Here is a 20057-nt window from a genome sequence, read left to right on the forward strand (position 1 = left end):
ATGGAATACCCACAGGCGCGACACGGATGTTCGGCATATTTAAGGAAGAGCGATGCGCTGTCAACCACGATACAAAGGACCGGTTTACATCTGGTTAAAAAACAAACAGCACTGTTTGCTCTGCGATGAAATCGCCGACGGCACCCTCCCTGTCTGCATGGCCTGCGAAACCGAGCTGCCCTGGCTCGGCGATCACTGCCAGACCTGCGCCCTGCCGCTCCCGGCCGCGGGCCTGACCTGCGGCCATTGCTTGAAGCAGCCGCCGGCCTTCGAACAAGTGATTGCTCCCTGGACCTACAGCTTTCCGGTAGACAGCCTGATCACCCGCTTCAAACACAACGCCAAGTGGCCGTTTGGTCGCCTGCTCGCCGAACTTCTCGTTCAATGCCTGCAACATCGCTTCGAAGACGATCTGCAGCGACCCCATGCGCTGATCCCGGTGCCACTCGCCAGCCGACGCCTGCGCCAGCGCGGGTTCAATCAGGCGGCGATGTTGGCCCAGTGGTTGAGTGCCAGTCTTGATATCCCTTGCGACGAACGGCTGCTGCTACGAACCCAGGACACCGACGCGCAACAAGCCTTGAACGCCGACGCCCGCCGAAAGAACCTGCGCAACGCCTTCGCCCTGGCACCCGGCGCCGTCGTCAAAGGCCAGCACCTGGCCCTGGTCGACGACGTACTGACCACCGGTGCCACGGCCCAGGCCCTGGCTCGGCTGCTGATGGACGCCGGCGCGGCGAGGGTCGACGTCTATTGTCTGGCCCGCACGCCCAAACCCGGCGAGACACCCTGACTTGACTCGCGCAGCCCAAGCGGCCAACGTCCTCATCATCGTCACCACCCAAAGCGACTCGCCATGTCTTTGCCCACCTTGTTGTCCCAGCACATTGTCCGCCGTCCGCAGCGCATCGCCCTGCTGCAGCACATCGCCGAACAAGGCTCGATCACCCGCGCGGCCAAAAGCGCGGGCCTGAGCTACAAGGCCGCCTGGGATGCGATCGATGAACTGAACAACCTGGCACAGAAGCCGCTGGTGGAGCGGATTGTCGGTGGCAAGGGCGGCGGCGGTGCCCGCCTGTCCAACGAAGGCGAGCGAGTGCTGCGGCTGTACCAGAAGCTGCAAGCCTTACAGGCTCAAGTGCTGGAAGCCGCTGAAGACGCGAGCGACCTCGACCTGCTCGGGCGTTTGATGCTGCGCACCAGCGCGCGCAATCAGTTGCACGGCAAGGTGGTGGCGATCGAACCTCAGGGACGCAACGACCTGATTCGCCTCGAAGTCGCCGAAGGCGTGATCGTCGACGCGCAAATCACCCACGACAGCACCGAGCGCCTGGAACTGCAAATCGGCACTGAAGTCGTGGCGTTGATCAAAGCCGGCTGGCTCGATGTACTGGAAATCGACTCTGCTGAAACGCATGGAAACAATTGCCTGAAAGGCACCATCGAGAAGATTCTCGACGCCGACGATGGCCCCAGCGAAGTGCGCATTACCCTGCCCAACGGCCTGACACTGTGCGCCCTGGACGAACCGAGTCATTTGCGGGCATTGGGGCTGACGTGCGGCAAGCCGGTGCGCGTGGAGTTTTCACCGTCCAGGGTGCTGTTGGGCACACCACTGTAAACAGAACTGCAACAAAAGGTTCATTACTCATCATTATGGTGTCTGCAAAACCGCAGGGAGCCTGAAATGAGCCTATTAGAAGAAAACCAGTCCACCGACCTCGAAACCATGGTCGGCCTCAGTCGTCGCGGTTTCATCAGTGCAGGTGCCCTGTGCGGCGCCGCGATGTTCCTCGGCGGCAACCTGCTGAGCCGCAGTGTGATGGCTGCCAGCGTCAGCGCCGGTAACAGCCAGTTGCTGGGCTTCGACAGCATTCCCGCTGCCACCAGCGACGCCATCACCCTGCCACCGGGCTACAAGTCCTCGGTACTGATCAGCTGGGGCCAGCCTCTGCACAAGGATGGCCCGGCGTTCGACCCGAGCGGCAACGGCAGCGCCGAACATCAGGAAGCCCAGTTCGGCGACAACAACGACGGCATGAGCCTGTTCGAATTCCCGGGCGAAAAAGATCGGGCGTTGATGGCGATCAACAACGAATACACCAACTACCGCTACCTCTACGCTCACGGCGGCACGCCGCAATCGGCGGAAGAAGTGCGCAAGGCGCTGGCCTGCGAAGGTGTGTCGGTGATTGAAGTGCAGCGCAAGAACGGCCAATGGCAATTCGTCCAGGGCTCGCGCTATAACCGCCGTATTCACGGCAACGCCCCGATCAGCATGAGCGGCCCGGCCGCCGGCCATGCCCTGTTGAAAACCAGTGCCGATCCCCTCGGCAAGAACGTGCTCGGCACCTTCCAGAATTGCGCCAATGGCAAGACGCCCTGGGGCACCTATCTGACCTGTGAAGAGAACTTCACCGACTGTTTCGGCAGCAGCAACGCCGAGCAGAAATTCGACCCAGCTCAAAAGCGCTACGGTGCGGTGGTGACCAGCAAAGAGATCAACTGGCACCCGCACGACGAGCGCTTCGACCTGGCCAAGAACCCCAACGAGCTCAACCGTCACGGCTGGGTGGTAGAGATCGATCCGTTCGATCCGAAGTCGACGCCAGTCAAACGCACGGCCCTGGGGCGCTTCAAGCACGAAAACGCCGCCCTGGCCGAAACCGCCGATGGCCATGCCGTGGTGTACATGGGCGACGATGAGCGCGGTGAGTTCATCTACAAATTCGTCAGCCGCGACAAGATCGACCACAAGAACCCCAAGGCCAACCGCGACATTCTCGATCACGGCACCCTGTACGTGGCGCGTTTCGATGCGGGGGACGGTAACGCCGATCACCCGAAAGGCCAGGGAGAATGGATCGAACTGACCCACGGCAAGAACGGTATCGACGCCAGCAGCGGCTTTGCCGATCAGGCCGAAGTGCTGATCCACGCCCGTCTCGCCGCCAGTGTGGTGAAAGCCACGCGCATGGACCGCCCGGAATGGATCGTGGTCAGCCCCAAGGACGGCCAGGTCTACTGCACGCTGACCAACAACGCCAAACGTGGCGAAGACGGGCAACCGGTGGGCGGACCGAACCCACGTGAGAAGAACGTCTACGGCCAGATCCTGCGCTGGCGCACCGAGCGCGACGATCATGCCTCGCACACCTTTGCCTGGGACCTGTTTGTGGTGGCCGGCAACCCGGGCGCCCATGCCGGTACACCAAAGGCCGGTTCGTCGAACATCACGCCGCAGAACATGTTCAACAGCCCGGACGGTCTGGGCTTCGACAAGGCCGGACGCTTGTGGATCCTGACTGACGGTGATGTGAGCAACGCCGGTGACTTTGCCGGAATGGGCAATAACCAGATGCTCTGCGCTGATCCGGCGACCGGCGAGATTCGTCGTTTCATGGTCGGCCCGGTGGGCTGCGAGGTGACCGGGATCAGCTTCTCGCCGGACCAGAAAACCCTGTTCGTCGGGATCCAGCACCCGGGCGAAAACGGCGGCTCGACCTTCCCCGAGCATCTGCCCAACGGCAAGCCGCGCTCATCGGTGATGGCGATTACCCGGGAAGACGGCGGGATCGTCGGCGCCTGACAGGCCCCTATCGCGAGCAGGCTCGCTCCCACAGGATTTGTGCTGATTTGGAACCTGCACATAACCCTGTGGGACCGGGCTTGGTCCGGGCGGCGATCCGACGAAGGCGTCAGCCCAAACACTGCACATCTCAAGCCCACCCCCTAAAGCCGCGCCGTCTGCGCTACCATGCCTGGCCGGACGCAGCAGCCTGCTGCGCGCAGGAGTCAGCATGGCCCACCCGTTTGAAACCCTTACGCCAGACCTCGTGCTCGATGCCGTCGAGAGCATCGGCTTTCTCAGCGACGCGCGCATCCTGGCGCTCAACAGCTACGAGAACCGCGTCTATCAGGTCGGTATCGAAGACGCCGAGCCGCTGATCGCCAAGTTCTACCGGCCGCAACGCTGGAGCAACGAAGCGATTCTGGAAGAGCACCAGTTCACCGCCGAACTCGCCGACTGCGAGGTGCCGGTCGTGGCACCGTTGATCCACAACGGTGAAACCCTGCACGAACACAACGGCTTCCGTTTCACCCTGTTCCCCCGCCGTGGCGGTCGTGCGCCGGAGCCGGGCAACCTCGACCAACTGTATCGCCTTGGCCAGTTGCTCGGTCGCCTGCATGCAGTCGGCTCGACCAGGCCATTCGAGCACCGTGAAGCCCTGGCGGTGAAAAATTTCGGCCATGACTCACTCAATACCTTGCTCGACGGCAACTTCATCCCCCGCAGCCTGCTGCCGGCCTACGAGTCGGTGGCCCGCGATCTGCTCAAGCGTGTGGAAGATGCCTACAGCAACACGCCGCACCAGAACATCCGCATGCACGGTGACTGCCACCCCGGCAACATGATGTGCCGCGACGAAATGTTCCATATCGTCGACCTCGACGACTGCCGCATGGGCCCGGCGGTACAGGACATCTGGATGATGCTCGCCGGCGATCGCCAGGATTGCCTGAGCCAGTTGTCGGAACTGATGGATGGCTACAACGAATTCCACGACTTCGACCCGCGCGAATTGGCCTTGATCGAACCCTTGCGCGCCTTGCGCCTGATGCATTACAGCGCCTGGCTGGCCCGCCGCTGGGACGATCCTGCATTTCCCCGCAGTTTTCCGTGGTTCGGCACCGAGCGTTATTGGGGTGATCAGGTGCTGGCCTTGCGCGAACAACTGGCGGCGCTCAACGAAGAGCCGCTGAAGCTCTTCTGACCCCACCAGAAACCCTGTGGGAGCGAGCTTGCTCGCGATGACGGCAGCGAATTCAACATTGATACAAGCTGATCCACCGCTATCGCGAGCAAGCTCGCTCCCACAAGTTTTGTATTCACAAATGACCTACCTATTCAGTCAGGACATTCGCAAACAAATCTCCTTACAATCCCCTCTTTGTTAGCTGCCTAAGCAAGGATTCTGCATGCAAGCCGCCAACCCGCGTCGCGGGTACATTCTAGGCCTGAGTGCCTACATCATCTGGGGGCTTTTCCCCCTCTACTTCAAAGCCATCGCCAGCGTACCCGCCGTGGAAATCATCATCCACCGGGTGCTGTGGTCAGCGCTGTTCGGCACCTTGTTGCTGCTGGTCTGGAAGCATCCCGGCTGGTGGCGCGAGCTGCGGGAAAACCCGCGACGGCTGGCGATCCTGGCCCTCAGCGGTGCGCTGATCGCGGCCAACTGGCTGACCTACGTCTGGTCGGTGAACAACGGCCGCATGCTGGAGGCCAGCCTTGGTTACTACATCAACCCGTTGGTGAACGTGTTGCTGGGCATGCTGATCCTTGGCGAACGACTGCGGCGCATGCAATGGATTGCCGTTGGTCTGGCGGCTGTGGGTGTGGCGCAACAGGTGTGGCAAGTCGGCAGCCTGCCATGGGTGTCGCTGGTGCTAGCCCTGACCTTCGGCTTCTATGGCCTGATTCGCAAGCAAGCACCGGTCAAGGCACTGCCGGGGCTGGTAGTGGAAACCTGGATGCTGGTGCCGATTGCCCTCGGCTGGTTGCTGCTCAACCCAACCGCCAGCAGCGCCCAGGCCGAATTCTGGACCACCTCCCAAGCCTGGTGGCTGGTCGCCGCTGGTCCGATCACGCTGGTGCCGCTGGTCTGCTTCAACGCTGCTGCACGGCATTTACCCTACACGACACTGGGCTTTCTCCAGTATCTGGCGCCGACACTGGTGCTGTTGCAAGCGGTGCTGCTGTTTGGCGAGCACCTGTCGTCCAGCACCCTGGTAGCGTTCATGTTTATCTGGGCCGGTCTGGCGGTTTACAGCATCGATGCGTGGATAAGTTTGCGCCGCCGCAGCTGATCAAAAAACATACAAAGCTCCACAGGCCACGTCCACCGTGGCCTGCGTCGATCCTTCCCAAGGTTATCCACAGCGTGATCCCCGCCGATTGTGCGCAAGTGGCTGAAACTGCTGGTTTTTTGATCAAGTCCTGAAGAACCCCGGTCGGCGTGGCCTGGCGGGGTGTCTCTACAGGTTATCCACAGGCCGGTGCACCTTTAACTTGGATAACCTGATCAGGGATCACTGCGCAGCACCAATTCGACCATCAGATCGTCGGCCAGGGTTTCCAGGCGCGATTGCAGCACGTCCAGTGACAACGTCAGCGGGACAGCAAGAATCGCTTCGGCATGGAACAACGGCTCGCTGCTCATCGGTGCCGGGCGCACTTCGGTGACCAGCCGTTCCAGACTCACCCCCTGCTCGCTCAACAAGCGTGTGATGTCACGCACGATCCCCGGACGATCATTACCCACCAGTTCCATGGCGATCGGCTTCCAGGTGCAGGATTGTTCGATGCTGCTTTCGGCGACCAACACGCGAATGCCCTGGGCGGACAAGCCCTGCAGGGCATCGACCAATTCGTCGTAGGCCTCGGCCGGCACGCCCACCCGCAGAATGCCGGCGAATTGTCCCGCCATGCGTGACATGCGGCTTTCCAGCCAGTTGCCGCCGTGCTCGGCAATGCATTGGGCAATACGCTCGACTTGCCCCGGCTTGTCCGGAGCGAAAACTGTGAGTACGAGGTGATCCATGGCGCAGCCCTCTGGTCATGTTTTTTGTTATGGAAAAACAAGTATAGGCAAGGGTTGTCTCTGCGCTGAATCGGCTGACGCCATCGCTGGCAAGCCAGCTCCTACAAAAATTGCAAATACCCCCGTAGGAGCCGGCTTGCCGGCGATCCGATACACCGCCGAGCTAATGCCAACCAACAAATCGTGTACAACTTTTGATATTTAACTGGAACAATCCAATGGTTTTTTGAGAACATCACAATCCCCGACGTGACCGCAATGCGTCATGGGGTCGCAGAACGACGTAATTAGTCTAATTTTCACAACCGCAATTCATCATGTAGTATGCCGCAGCGCGCACTACATAATGTTGGATCGATGTCTGCCGCAGGCACGTTCGCAACCCTGAAAGCCCTGTCAGCAAGGCCCCAAGCCGTTGATTGGTCCCAACCCAGCCGCCCGTCATGGGCATGTACTGGTAGAGGGGTTTGTGGTTTAAATGGCCAAAGGCTTCATTGTTAAATTGAAGAGCTGAAAAGCGAAATAGCTGAGCAGAGTGAGGCAAGCAATGACTGAACACGTTCAAGTCGGTGGCCTGCAGGTCGCCAAAGTCCTGTTCGACTTCGTGAACAACGAAGCCATTCCCGGAACCGGCCTCACCGCCGATCAGTTCTGGGCCGGTGCCGACAAGGTCATCCATGACCTGGCGCCGAAGAACAAAGCCCTACTCGCCAAACGCGATGATTTCCAGGCTCGTATCGATGGCTGGCACCAGTCACGTGCCGGTCAACCCCACGACGCCGTGGCCTATAAAGCCTTCCTGCAAGACATCGGTTATCTGCTGCCAGAAGCGGCCGATTTCCAGGCGACGACGCAAAACGTCGATGACGAAATCGCCCGCATGGCCGGCCCGCAACTCGTGGTGCCGGTGATGAACGCCCGCTTTGCGCTCAACGCCTCGAACGCCCGCTGGGGCTCGCTGTATGACGCGCTCTACGGCACCGACGCCATCAGCGAAGCTGGCGGCGCGGAAAAAGGCAAAGGCTACAACAAGGTGCGTGGTGACAAGGTCATCGCCTTCGCCCGTGCCTTCCTCGACGAATCCGCGCCATTGGCGGCCGGCTCCCACGTCGACTCCACCGGCTACAAGATCGTCGATGGCAAACTGGTGGTCGCCCTTAAAGGCGGCAGCAACACCGGCCTGCGCAACGATGCCCAACTGATCGGCTTCCAGGGCGATGCCGCTGCACCGACCGCGATCCTGCTGAAAAACAATGGCCTGCATTTCGAAATCCAGGTCGACGCCAGCACCCCGGTCGGCCAGACCGACGCGGCCGGCGTCAAAGACATCCTGATGGAAGCCGCGCTGACCACCATCATGGACTGCGAAGACTCGGTTGCCGCCGTCGACGCTGATGACAAGGTGGTGATCTACCGCAACTGGCTCGGCCTGATGAAGGGCGATCTGTCCGAAGGCGTCGCCAAGGGCGGTCAGACCTTTACCCGCACCATGAACGCCGACCGCACCTACACCGCTGTCGATGGCAGTGAACTGAGCCTGCACGGTCGTTCGTTGCTGTTCGTGCGTAACGTCGGTCACCTGATGACCATCGATGCAATCCTCGACAAAGATGGCAATGAAGTGCCGGAAGGCATTCTCGACGGCCTGGTGACCTGCCTGTCGGCGATCCACAACCTCAATGGCAACAGCTCGCGCAAGAACAGCCGCACCGGCTCGATCTATATCGTGAAGCCGAAGATGCACGGCCCTGAAGAAGCCGCGTTCACCAACGAGCTGTTCGGTCGCATCGAAGACGTGCTGGGCCTGCCACGCAACACCCTCAAAGTCGGGATCATGGACGAGGAGCGTCGTACCACGATCAACCTCAAGGCCTGCATCAAGGCGGCGAGCGAGCGCGTGGTGTTCATCAACACCGGTTTCCTCGACCGTACGGGCGATGAAATCCACACCTCCATGGAAGCCGGCCCGATGGTGCGCAAGGCGGACATGAAGGCGGAAAAATGGATCGGCGCCTACGAGAACTCCAACGTCGATATCGGTCTGAGCACCGGCCTGCAAGGTCGCGCGCAGATCGGCAAGGGCATGTGGGCCATGCCTGACCTGATGGCGGCGATGCTCGAACAGAAAATCGCTCACCCACTGGCCGGTGCCAACACCGCCTGGGTACCATCGCCGACCGCTGCTGCGCTGCACGCGCTGCATTACCACAAGGTTGACGTGTTCGCCCGTCAGGCCGAACTGGCCAAACGTGCGCATGCTTCGGTGGATGACATCCTGACCATCCCGCTGGCGGTGAACTCGCAGTGGACCGCCGAACAGATCAAGAACGAACTGGACAACAACAGCCAGGGCATTCTCGGTTACGTGGTGCGCTGGATCGACCAGGGCGTCGGCTGTTCGAAGGTGCCGGACATCAACGACGTCGGCCTGATGGAAGACCGTGCAACGCTGCGTATTTCCAGCCAGCACATCGCCAACTGGCTGCGCCATGGCATCGTCACCGAAGACCAGGTCATGGAAAGCCTCAAGCGCATGGCGCCCGTGGTTGACCGCCAGAACGCCGGCGACGCACTGTACCGTCCGCTGGCCCCGAACTTCGACAGCAATATCGCCTTCCAGGCGGCGGTCGAACTGGTGGTCGAAGGCACCAAACAGCCAAACGGCTACACCGAGCCGGTCCTGCACCGTCGTCGGCGCGAGTTCAAGGCTGCCAATGGCCTGTAACTGAGCGTTTACGCCGGACATGAAAAAGCCCTGATCGAAAGATCAGGGCTTTTTCTTTTTTGGGCTGTCCGCGATCCCACAGCGGTTGCGCAGGGCCGACAGGTTTGAGCTAAGGCTTCATCCCAAGCTCACGCTTGACCAACTCAAGCAACTGCCCGGCATCGATCGGCTTGAGCAGAAAGTCCACCACGTTCAAATGCATCGCGGCGATCGCATCCTTCACGTCGGCGTCACCCGAGACAATGATGATCGGCAACGCCGCCCGAACCGACTCACGTATCTGGCGGATCAGATCCAGCCCGTCTACTTCGCCCATCCGCAGGTCGGTGATCATTAAACCGATCGAGGGCTTTTGGATCTCTGCCTCTGCCACCAGGATATTGAGTGCCGCTTTGCCACTGGCCGCTTTTTTGCAACGAATGCCTTCCAGCGCGAGGATCTCTGACAACAGCTCCCGGGCGTCTTTATCGTCGTCGACGATCAGCACCCGCTGCAGCGGCAGGTCAGGTTCCAGCATGACGGCACTGAGCAATTCCCGCTCGGCGTCACTCAAAATATCGTGGTCGGACATGGCGTTCCCTACATGTTCAGTTCAATGCCCTAGCACAGTGGTGAGACATCGCTAAGAGACCTTCAATGTGCACTTCGTCGTTTACTTTTCCTATATCAGGATAGAGCGATTTTTCTCTCAATTGCGTAAGGTTTTTCTGACATTCCGTCACACTCATTGCCTACCTAGACTTACGTCCAATGGGCACCCTGACCGTAGGGGCCGACCATGGGTGAGTCATCCGACAACAACAAATCCAAAAAAGACTGCGGTAATGGTTATGAGTAAAGCGGACGCCTTCACACAGGCAGGGAAAACTGCGGTGTTGCAGAACATCCAGGGCACGTTGCAATTCCTTCAGCGTTTCCCGCCCTTCAACCAGATGGAACACGCTCACCTGGCGTATCTGGTCGAGCAATGTCAGCTGCGTTTCTACGCCCCCGGCGAGAGCATCATCAAACCCGCCGACGGCCCGGTCGAGCATTTCTATATCGTCAAGCAAGGCCGGGTCGTGGGCGAGCGTCCGCATACGGCAAAAGGTGGCACCGAAACGGTCTTCGAGATCAGTACCGGCGAATGTTTCCCCCTCGCGGCATTGCTGGGTGAACGGGCAACCCGCACCGAACACCTGGCCGGCGAGGACACTTTTTGCCTGCAACTGAACAAGCCGGCGTTCATCCGCCTGTTTTCGCTATCGGATACCTTCCGCAACTTCGCCCTGCGCTGCGTCAGTAGCCTGTTGGATCAGGTCAACCAGCAAGTGCAGCAAAAAGCCGTGGAAACCCTTGGCACCCAATATTCGCTCAATACCCGGCTGGGCGAATTGGCCATGCGTCATCCGGTGACATGCGCCCCACAGACGCCGTTGCGCGAAGCCGTGACGTTGATGCACGAACAACAGGTCGGCAGCATCGTGGTGGTCGATGAACTCAAGGCGCCGCTGGGGATTTTCACCCTGCGCGACTTGCGTCAGACCGTGGCCGACGGCAGCAGTGATTTCAACGAAGCCATCGAAAGACACATGACCCGGGCGCCGTTTTTCCTGTCGCCGGATCACAGTGCGTTCGACGCGGCGATTGCCATGACCGAGCGTCACATAGCCCATGTCTGCCTGGTCAAGGACCAGCGCTTGTGCGGCGTGGTTTCCGAGCGCGATCTGTTTTCCCTGCAACGGGTCGACCTGGTGCACCTGGCCCGCACTATCCGCAATGCGCAGAAGGTGGAAAACCTGGTGGCGCTGCGGGGCGAAATCGGTCAACTGGTCGAGCGAATGCTGGCCCACGGCGCGTCTTCGACGCAGATCACCCACATCATCACCTTGCTCAACGACCACACCGTGTGCCGGGTGATCGAACTGACCCTCGCCGAAAAAGGCGACCCCGGCGTGCCGTTCAGCTGGCTGTGTTTCGGCAGTGAAGGCCGCCGCGAGCAGACCCTGCACACCGATCAGGACAATGGCATTCTGTTCGAAGCCAGGGATGCGGCCCATGCCGCCGAGATTCGCGGCAAGTTGTTGCCCATTGCCCAGCAGATCAACCAGAGCCTGGCGCTGTGCGACTTCACGTTGTGCAAGGGCAATATCATGGCCGGCAACCCGGAGCTGTGCCTGTCCCGGGCCGAATGGGCGCGACGCTTTGCGGCGTTTATCCGCGAGGCAACCCCGGAGAACCTGCTGGGTTCGAGCATCTATTTCGATTTACGCGTGGTCTGGGGCAGCGAGCAAGGCTGCGAGCAGTTGCGTCGGGGCATTCTCGATCAGGTCGGGGACAACCGTTTGTTCCAGCGCATGATGGCCGATAATGCGTTGCGCAATCGCCCGCCCGTAGGGCGTTTCCGCGAATTCGTGCTGACGCGCAAAAATGGCGAGAAGGCCAGCCTGGACCTGAAGATCCAGGGCCTGGCACCCTTTGTCGACGGTGCCCGGTTGCTGGCCCTGGCTCACGGTATCGAAGCGAACAACACACTGGAGCGTTTTCGCCAGTTGGTCGCCAGGGAGGTCATCGACCCCCTGGACGGCGCTGCGTACGAAGAGGCCTATCACTTCATCCAGCAAACCCGCATGCAGCAACATCAACTACAGACCCGGGAGAATTTGCCTTACTCGAACCGGGTCGATCCCGACAGCCTCAACCATCTGGACCGGCGCATCCTGCGTGAGTCCCTGCGCCAGGCACAGCGCCTGCAAAGCAGCCTGACGTTGCGGTATCAGTTATGAGCCTGTTTTCCTGGTTGCGCCCGACGCTCCCCACCCTGCCTGCCCACCTGCAACATCGGCTGGAACGCTTGCCGACTGCTGCCGACCTGGCGGAGTGCAGCCTGCGCGAGCAGCGCTGGGTGGTGCTCGATCTGGAAACCACCGGGTTGAACCTGAGCAAGGACCACCTGTTGTCCATCGGCGCCGTGGTGATCGAGGACGGGGCCATCGACTTTCGCCAGCAGTTCGAGCGCACCCTGCAATACCCGCAAGTAAAACTCGGCCCCAGCGTGCTGATCCACGGTATTGGCCCCAGCGCCATTGCGGCGGGCAGCGACCCGGCAGAAGCGCTGCTCGACCTGATGGAGTACCTCGGTGACAGTCCGGTGCTGGCCTTCCATGCGCCGTTTGACCAGCACATGCTCGGCCGTGCGCTGAAAGATCATCTGGGTTTGAAGTTGCAGCATCCGTTTCTGGACGTGGCGGACATTGCACCACTGCTGTGCTCCCAGGCGCACATTCGCGAGGCCGGGCTGGACGATTGGATCGACTGGTTCAAGCTCGAAGTCTTCGAGCGCCACCACGCCAGCGCCGACGCCCTGGCCACCGCCGAACTGGCGCTGATTCTGTTCAGCCGCGCGCGGCAACAGCAGATTCATAGCCCGTTGAATTTGCAGCAGCGCTTGAGTCAGTGGAAGCGCCGGCAGCAGGCGCCTTCCTTCTGAGTTTCAGGCCCCTCCTGTAGGAGCGAGCTTGCTCGCGATGATCCCAAGAACGCCGCGGGGCGCCAGGCTTCCCGCGTTATCGTTGACGACCATCGCGAGCAAGCTCGCTCCTACAGGGGCCGTCGCGAGATTCCCACCCGACCAACGCCAATTGCTTACCTCCCCCTCCTCTGTCACAATCGCAAACAATTCTCGTTAGTTAATATTTCCCAATCGGTAATGCTGCGTGTCGTCAATCCCAAGCCCTCAAAGTGAGCTCGTCGGTGCGTTGTATCGCGACCATCGCGGTTGGCTATTGGCCTGGCTTCGACGCAACGTCGCCTGCCCGCAGCGGGCCGAAGACCTGAGCCAGGACACGTTCGTGCGCTTGCTGGGCCGCGAGGAACTGAAGGCCCCGCTCGAGCCTCGGGCATTCCTGGTGGCGATTGCCAAGGGCCTGCTGTTCGATTATTTCCGGCGCGCCGCGCTGGAGCAGGCTTACCTCACCGAGTTGATGCGGGTTCCCGAAGCCGAACAGCCGTCGGCGGAAGAACAGCAGATGATCCTCGAAGACCTGAAAAACATCGATCGTTTGCTCGGCAAGCTTTCCAGCAAGGCCCGGGCGGCGTTCCTCTATAACCGTCTCGACGGCCTCGGCCACGCGGAAATCGCCGAGCGCCTGGGGGTGTCGGTGCCGCGGGTACGCCAGTACCTGACCCAGGGCATTCGCCAGTGCTACATCGCGCTATATGGTGAGCCGACATGAATCCGCTCGGTTCCAAACCGGTATCGGCCAAGGTGCTGGACGCGGCGATTGCCTGGCAGTTGTCCATGGATGGCGCCAATCCGGTGGAGCGCGAAGAGTTCGCCAAGTGGCACGCGGCCCACGAAGAGCACGCCCGCGCCTGGCGCCAGCTGGGCATGCTCGACCAGCGTTTCAGCGTGGCCACCGGCCCGGCTCGAACGGCGCTGCTGCAATCGCGCGAAGGCATTCGTCGACGGGTGCGCAAGCTTGGCAGTGGCGTAGCCAGTATCGTTGCGGTGATCGGCCTGGCGCTGTTCGCCGGGGAGCGTTATCTGCCGATCGACTATTGGCTGGCCGACCAGAGCACCGCCGTTGGCGAGCAGCGCACCCTGCGCCTGGCTGATGGCACGCTGATCAATCTCAACACCCACAGTGCCCTGGATGTGCGCTTCGATGAGAAGCAGCGACGCATCGTGCTTCAGCAAGGCGAAGTCCTGGTGGAAACCGGCCATGGCGATCCCCGGCCGTTCATTGTCGAAACCCGCGAAGGCAGTATGCGTGCACTGGGTACCCGGTTTCTGGTCAAGCGCGAAGAAGAAGGCACGCGCCTGAGCGTGCTGCAGTCGGCAGTGGCGGTTCATCCGCAATCCATCCCGGACGAACAGATCCTGCACGAAGGCCAGCAGGTACTGATCCGCAACAACGGCCTGGGCCCGGTTCTGGCCGTCAACCTCGGCGCGGATGCCTGGACCCGCGGCATGCTGGTGGTGGACAACACGCGGCTGGAAGATCTGGTGCATGAAATCGGCCGCTATCGAACCGGTTACGTCGGCGTCGCACCCGAAGTGGCCGACCTGCGCATCACCGGCAGTTTCCCGCTGCGCGACACCGACCTGGCACTCAATGCCCTGCTGCCGACCCTGCCGGTGCAGATCGAACAGCACACGCAATGGTGGGTGAAGGTCGTGGCCAAGGCCGCTACCAAGCCCTGAATCCGCACACAGACCCTTTGTGGCAAGGGAGCTTGCTCCCGCCGGGTCGCGAAGCGGCCCCCCATTTTCCAGTTAAAACGCATTGGCTGACTTTACGGCTGCTGCGCAGCCGAACGGGGGCAAGCCCCCTCGCCACAAAGGCGCACGCCTGAACCCTTCAGTGCCCACTGAATAACTGAATCGAAATTATTTTCATCCAGCCCTATCACTTTTCAATTCTCGTTCGGCACACAGGCAATTGATAAATATTTACATTCAGGAGCCGCTGTATGCCTCGTTCGCTAGACTCCCTGTTGCGCCGCAGTTTGCTCGCGGTTGCCATTGCCTTTTGCACCCCTTTGGCCAGCAGCCCACTGTTCGCCGCTGAACAGGCTTCCAGCGTTCGCGCCTACAACCTGCCGGCCGCTCCGTTGGCCAACACCCTGAACCAGATCGCCAGCCAGGCCGGCTTGGCCCTGGCCTTGACCCCATCCCTGGCGGCGGGCAAAACCTCGGCGCCAGTCAACGGCCAGTTCGACGCAGCCGGCGCTCTGCGTGAGGCCCTGCGTGGTACCGGCCTGCAACTGGAGCAAAGCAATGCGGGCACCTACAGCCTGGTGGCTGTGCCCGAGGGCGTGATGGCCCTGCCGGCCACCAGCGTGATCGGCGTGGAAGACGCTGAAAGCGCCTGGGGTCCGGCGCAGGGCTACACGGCCAAGCGCACCGCCGCCGGCACCAAGACCGACACCGCGCTGGTCGAAGCACCGCGCTCGATTTCGGTCGTCACTCGCCAACAGATGGACGACCGCAACGTGCACACCCTCGATGATGCCGTGCGCTACTTGCCGGGCATCACCGCCAGCAGCTTCGGCAGCGACACCCGCTCCGACTGGTTGCGCGTGCGTGGTTTCGGGCCGACCCAATTCCTCGACGGCCTGCCGCTGCCAAAAGGCGTGTACGCCAATCCGAAACAGGAAACCTGGAACCTCGACCGCCTGGCGCTGCTACGCGGCCCGGCCTCGTCCGTATACGGCCAGACCCCGCCGGGCGGCCTGCTGGACATGGTCAGCCGTCGCCCAAGCGCTGAAGCCAGCAGCGAGATCCAGCTGCAGTACGGCAGCGACAACCATCGCCAGATCAACTTCGCCAGCACCGGTAAAATCGACGACGAAGGTCAGTTTCTGTACAGCCTCAGCGGCGTGCTGCGCGACGGTGGCACGCCAATCGACCACATCGATGACATGCGCTACAACATTGCGCCAAGCCTGACCTGGAACATCGACGACGACACCAGGTTCACCCTGCTCACGCAGTTCACTCGCGACGATACCGGTATCACCAGTCAGTTCTATCCGATCCAGGGCACCAAGATCGACATGCCGTTCGGCGAGATTTCCCATCACAAGAACCTGGGTGATCCGAACTACGACTTCTACGACCGCACCTACTACGCGCTGGGTTACGCCTTCGAACATCGCCTGAACGATGTCTGGCAGTTCCGGCAGAACCTGCGCTATACCAAGTCGGAGCTGTCGTTCCAGACCGTGACCGTCAATAGCTACGGCCCCTCCTTCGGGTCTGTCGTCGACGATCAGGGCAACACCGGCCGTGGCACCACCAACGTCGACGAAGACATCGCCCAGTTCGCCGTGGACAACAACTTCCAGGGCGACTTCGTCACCGGCGACGTCAGTCACACCTTGCTGATTGGCCTGGACCACCAGCGCAACACCACCAACTACCTGTCGATCTTCGGTACCGCGCCGGGCATCAACGTCAACAATCCGATTTATGGCTTGCCGATCGAGCGTCCGGCACGCTCCACGGCCTTCTATGACTACGAACAGAAGACCCAGCAGACTGGCCTGTATATCCAGGACCAGATGGCCCTCGACCAATGGCGCCTGACCCTAGGTGGTCGTGAAGACTGGGTCCACACCGGAACCACGTTCTTCAACAAAGGTGATGCCACCAACACTGAGCGCGACAAGAACTTCAGCGGTAACGCGGCGATCAGCTACGTGTTCGACTCGGGCTTCGTGCCTTACCTGTCCTACGCCGAATCGTTCCAGCCGACCAGCAATGCCGTCGCCTCGCCGACCGAGTCGTTCAAGCCGACCGAAGGCAAGCAGTGGGAACTGGGTATCAAGTACCAGCCACCGGGCAGCAACACACTGCTGACGGCGGCTGTGTATGACCTGACCCAGAAAAACGTTTCCGTCACCAATAATGTGGGCAACGTGACGGTCACCAGCCAGACCGGCGAAGTGAAAGTCAAAGGCCTGGAGCTGGAAGCCGTTTCCGACGTGACCGAAAACCTCAAGGTCACGGCTGCCTACACCCTGGCCAAATCCGAAGTGCAAGAGGGCATCTACAAGGGCAATCGCCTGCAGCTGATGCCTAACCAGCAAGCGTCGGTGTGGGGCGACTACACCTGGCACAACGGCGCGCTGGACGGCTTCGGCATCGGCGCCGGCGCACGCTACACCGGCAACACCTACGGCGACCAGGCCAACACCTGGCTGGGCAAGGCCGGTGCCTACACGGTGTTCGACGCGGTGGTTCACTACGACCTCGGTCGCCTGGACAGCAGCCTCAAAGGCGCTTCCCTGGCCGTTAACGCGACCAACCTGTTCGACAAGGACTACATCTCCACTTGCGACAGCTTCTACTGCTACTACGGCGACCAGCGCAGTGTCGTCGCGAGTGCAACGTACAAGTGGTAACGCCTTGAGCTGACACGCCCAATGACCAGGCCGTCCTTCGAGGACGGCTTGGCCTTTCTGAAGGCCATGACATGAAAAGTAAAACCATTCGCCACTGGTCCGCTGTCCATACCTGGACCAGCCTGGCTTGTACGGTGTTCCTGTTGCTGCTGGCGCTGACCGGCCTGCCGTTGATCTTTCATCACGAGATCGATCACTTGCTGGGCAATGCGCCCGACGTGAAGGCAATGCCGGCGGACACCCCACACCTGAATTTGCAGCAATTGGCAGAGGCGGCCGAGCGACATCGCCCCGGTGAAGTCTTGCAATACTTCGGCTTCGAGGACGATGAGCCCAACGCGGTGCTGACGATCATGGCCGCGACCGCCGGTACCGAGCCGAACTCGTCCCACACCTTCATGCTCGATGCCCGTACCGGCGAAGCACTGGAAACGCCATCGGCCAACGGCGGCTTCATGCTGACCATGCTGCGCCTGCACGTGGACATGTTCGCCGGCTTGCCGGGCAAGTTGCTGCTGGCGTTCATGGGGGTTCTGTTCGTGGTGGCGATCGTTTCCGGAACGGTGCTGTACTTGCCGTTCATGCGTCGCTTGAAGTTCGCCACCGTGCGCCAGGACAAATCCACGCGCCTGCGCTGGCTCGACCTGCATAACCTGATCGGTGTCGTGACGTTGACCTGGGCCCTGGTGGTCGGCGTGACGGGTGTGATCAGTGCCTGCGCCGACCTGATCATTGCCGCCTGGCGCAACGACAGCCTGAGCGCGATGGTCGCGCCGTACCGCGATGCGCCGCCGCTGACGCAATTGGCACCGGCGACCCGTCTGCTCGACATCACCGAGGAGGTTGCGCCGGGCATGCAGCCGGACTTCATCGCCTTCCCCGGCACGCGGTTTTCCAGCGAGCACCATTACGCAGTGTTCATGAAAGGCAGCACGCACCTGACTTCACACCTGCTGACACCCGTGCTGATCGACGCCAGCACCCTGCAAGTCACCGCCGTGGCCGAGCGACCGTGGTACATGGACGCCATGGGCATGTCGCAGCCGCTACATTTCGGTGACTACGGCGGCATGCCGATGAAAATCCTCTGGGCGACCCTGGATGTGCTGACCCTCATCGTGCTCGGCAGTGGGGTGTACTTGTGGGTGGTGCGACGCAAGGCTGCCAGGCCTGTGCTGGAAAAAGCGGAGAGCGTGGCATGAAGCCCCGGCAGTCGAACTTCTGGAAAGTGTTCAGCCCCCCAATCGTCATCGCCCTGTTCAGCGCGGCAGGGTTGTTTGCCGCGTTGCTCGGGGATGGTGTGTGGGATTCGCTGAGCTGGCTGGGCTTGGGCATCCCCGCCGCGGTTGCCCTGCGGGGCCTCCTGCAACGCCACTGAAGCGACATCCCTTGTAGGAGCGAGCTTGCTCGCGATGCACCCGAGAGCGCCTCGGGGTGTCAGTCTTCCAGCGTCATCGTTGACGACCATCGCGAGCGAGCTCGCTCCCACAAGGGATATTGAGCTATCTCCCCAACACGCTATGCTGCCCGACACTGCCACCGATCGAGACGCTGCCATGTCCGCCCCGAGCATGACCCTGTACCACAACCCGCTCTCTCCCTTCGTTCGCAAAGTCATGGTGCTGCTGCACGAAACCGGTCAACAGGACCGCGTGGCGTTGCAAAACTGCGTACTCACCCCGGTCAACCCGGACCTGACCCTGATCGACGACAACCCCCTGAGTAAAATCCCGGCGCTGCGCCTGGCCGATGGCAATGTCATCCATGACAGCCGGGTCATCCTCGACTACCTCGATCAGCAGCACGTCGGCAATCCGCTGATCCCCCGCGAAGGCTCGGCCCGCTGGCGGCGCCTGACCCTCGCCTCGCTCGCCGACGGGATCATGGACGCGGCCGTGCTGGTGCGCTACGAAGTCGCCCTGCGCGCCCCGGAGAAACACTGGGACGAATGGCTCGACGGCCAGCGCGACAAGATCCGCCGTACCTTGGCGCTGCTGGAAAAAGACGCGATTGCCGAGCTGACCTGCCATTTCGACGTGGCCGCGATCAGCGTGGCCTGTGCACTGGGTTACCTGGACCTGCGCCATCCGGATCTGGATTGGCGCGAAGCCAATCCACAACTCGCGGCGTGGTATTTCGAGGTGAGTCAGCGACCTTCGATGATTGCGACGATGCCGAAGGTTTAAGCCTTCAAAAGATCAGCAATCCGGCTTGTCGGCCGTAAACCGCCGAGCAGGGTTCACCGCCGCCCCGAATTCGCGCAACGCCTTGGCGCCGATCAGCAACGGGTAGTTGAAGCTGCTGCGGTCGGTGAGGTTGACCTCGACCGTGCGCTTGACGTTGCCCAGGCACAATTCCAGATCAACCACAGGCCGCTTGGTGGGTGCTGCCGCTTCGTCATCCTCCTCTTCGGACCGGGTCTTGATCTTGCTGATGCGCGCGATCTTGTGTTCGTAGACCTGGTTGTTCGCGTCCTTGGTGCCAAGGCGGAAACGCACCCAGTCTTCGCCGTCACGCTTGAAGGTTTCGATGTCCTTGGCCGACAGCGACGCGGTCAGGGCGCCGGTGTCCATTTTCGCCTTGAGGACCTGCCCGCCGATCTCCGGCAGGGCGATGTATTCGTAACGCCCATAGAGGGTGGGTTCGGCGGCCATGACCGGCAGGGCGATGAGGGAGAGCACTGCAAGGAGGGATTTCACGTGATGGGCTTCCATGAGAGTGAACAGCGGGATTTTAGACCGTCGTTCGCTTGATCGTTCCCACAAGGTTACCGGCCCAAAGGTGAAACATTCGTCACCGCCGATTTGGCCTGTCGCCCGAAGCTGCTTATCATGGCGCGC

General features: G+C 61.2%; 17 protein-coding genes. 14 read left to right on the forward strand and 3 right to left on the reverse strand.

The features are described 5' to 3' along the window. The first annotated feature begins 52 nt into the window (after window positions 1-52). The 5 genes from RS887_RS09145 (at window position 53) to rarD (ending at window position 5868) form a co-directional block, all read left to right on the forward strand. The gene (locus RS887_RS09145) at window positions 53-793 is read left to right on the forward strand and encodes a ComF family protein (protein ID WP_322615098.1); all 741 of its coding nucleotides are present in this window, start codon (window positions 53-55) and stop codon (window positions 791-793) included. 63 nt (window positions 794-856) lie between these two features. Then, window positions 857-1621, forward strand: a complete 765-nt coding sequence (locus tag RS887_RS09150; RefSeq protein WP_322615099.1) for a TOBE domain-containing protein — start codon at window positions 857-859, stop codon at window positions 1619-1621. 66 nt (window positions 1622-1687) lie between these two features. Further along, a complete protein-coding gene (locus tag RS887_RS09155; protein WP_322615100.1) occupies window positions 1688-3589 on the forward strand; it encodes a PhoX family phosphatase in 1902 nt (633 codons plus the stop codon). A gap of 211 nt (window positions 3590-3800) precedes the next feature. Next, a complete protein-coding gene (locus tag RS887_RS09160; protein WP_108231659.1) occupies window positions 3801-4775 on the forward strand; it encodes a serine/threonine protein kinase in 975 nt (324 codons plus the stop codon). Window positions 4776-4980: 205 nt separating this feature from the next. Next, window positions 4981-5868, forward strand: a complete 888-nt coding sequence (gene rarD, locus RS887_RS09165; protein ID WP_322615101.1) for an EamA family transporter RarD — start codon at window positions 4981-4983, stop codon at window positions 5866-5868. A 215-nt stretch (window positions 5869-6083) separates the two neighbouring features. Here rarD and RS887_RS09170 read toward each other — a convergent pair whose 3' ends face one another. Then, complete coding sequence (locus RS887_RS09170) at window positions 6084-6602, reverse strand: glycine cleavage system protein R (RefSeq protein WP_008017358.1); 519 nt, start codon at window positions 6600-6602, stop codon at window positions 6084-6086. A 547-nt stretch (window positions 6603-7149) separates the two neighbouring features. On the opposite strand from RS887_RS09170, the gene RS887_RS09175 reads away from it, so the two are divergent. Continuing rightward, a complete protein-coding gene (locus RS887_RS09175; RefSeq protein WP_322615102.1) occupies window positions 7150-9327 on the forward strand; it encodes a malate synthase G in 2178 nt (725 codons plus the stop codon). 109 nt (window positions 9328-9436) lie between these two features. On the opposite strand, the gene RS887_RS09180 is transcribed toward RS887_RS09175, so the two are convergent. Continuing rightward, window positions 9437-9898, reverse strand: a complete 462-nt coding sequence (locus RS887_RS09180; protein ID WP_085716483.1) for a response regulator — start codon at window positions 9896-9898, stop codon at window positions 9437-9439. Window positions 9899-10151: 253 nt separating this feature from the next. Here RS887_RS09180 and RS887_RS09185 point away from each other — a divergent pair, with 253 nt between their 5' ends. From RS887_RS09185 to RS887_RS09225, 8 genes are all read left to right on the forward strand, one after another. Continuing rightward, entirely contained in the window at window positions 10152-12092 is a 1941-nt protein-coding gene (locus RS887_RS09185; protein WP_322615103.1) for a putative nucleotidyltransferase substrate binding domain-containing protein, read from the forward strand. Next, on the forward strand, window positions 12089-12796 hold the full coding sequence (locus RS887_RS09190; RefSeq protein ID WP_322615104.1) for a 3'-5' exonuclease: 708 nt from the start codon (window positions 12089-12091) through the stop codon (window positions 12794-12796). The genes RS887_RS09185 and RS887_RS09190 overlap by 4 nt, the downstream gene beginning before the upstream one ends. Before the next feature lie 226 nt (window positions 12797-13022). Then, on the forward strand, window positions 13023-13541 hold the full coding sequence (locus tag RS887_RS09195) for an RNA polymerase sigma factor (protein WP_322615105.1): 519 nt from the start codon (window positions 13023-13025) through the stop codon (window positions 13539-13541). Further along, window positions 13538-14512, forward strand: a complete 975-nt coding sequence (locus RS887_RS09200; protein WP_322615106.1) for a FecR family protein — start codon at window positions 13538-13540, stop codon at window positions 14510-14512. Before RS887_RS09195 ends, RS887_RS09200 begins: the two co-directional genes overlap by 4 nt. Window positions 14513-14781: 269 nt before the next feature. Next, the gene (locus RS887_RS09205; RefSeq protein WP_322615107.1) at window positions 14782-17217 is read left to right on the forward strand and encodes a TonB-dependent siderophore receptor; all 2436 of its coding nucleotides are present in this window, start codon (window positions 14782-14784) and stop codon (window positions 17215-17217) included. A gap of 71 nt (window positions 17218-17288) precedes the next feature. Beyond that, complete coding sequence (locus tag RS887_RS09210; RefSeq protein ID WP_322615108.1) at window positions 17289-18419, forward strand: PepSY domain-containing protein; 1131 nt, start codon at window positions 17289-17291, stop codon at window positions 18417-18419. Further along, on the forward strand, window positions 18416-18595 hold the full coding sequence (locus tag RS887_RS09215) for a hypothetical protein (protein WP_322615109.1): 180 nt from the start codon (window positions 18416-18418) through the stop codon (window positions 18593-18595). Before RS887_RS09210 ends, RS887_RS09215 begins: the two co-directional genes overlap by 4 nt. Window positions 18596-18773: 178 nt before the next feature. Further along, on the forward strand, window positions 18774-19403 hold the full coding sequence (locus RS887_RS09225; RefSeq protein ID WP_322615110.1) for a glutathione S-transferase: 630 nt from the start codon (window positions 18774-18776) through the stop codon (window positions 19401-19403). A 12-nt stretch (window positions 19404-19415) separates the two neighbouring features. On the opposite strand, the gene RS887_RS09230 is transcribed toward RS887_RS09225, so the two are convergent. Next, window positions 19416-19916 (reverse strand): ATP-dependent zinc protease, encoded by a 501-nt coding sequence (locus RS887_RS09230; RefSeq protein ID WP_111285573.1) that lies wholly within the window; start codon window positions 19914-19916, stop codon window positions 19416-19418. Window positions 19917-20057 lie beyond the last annotated feature (141 nt).

This window comes from Pseudomonas sp. BIC9C (assembly GCF_034541995.1).
GTDB lineage: Bacteria > Pseudomonadota > Gammaproteobacteria > Pseudomonadales > Pseudomonadaceae > Aquipseudomonas > Aquipseudomonas fluorescens_CC.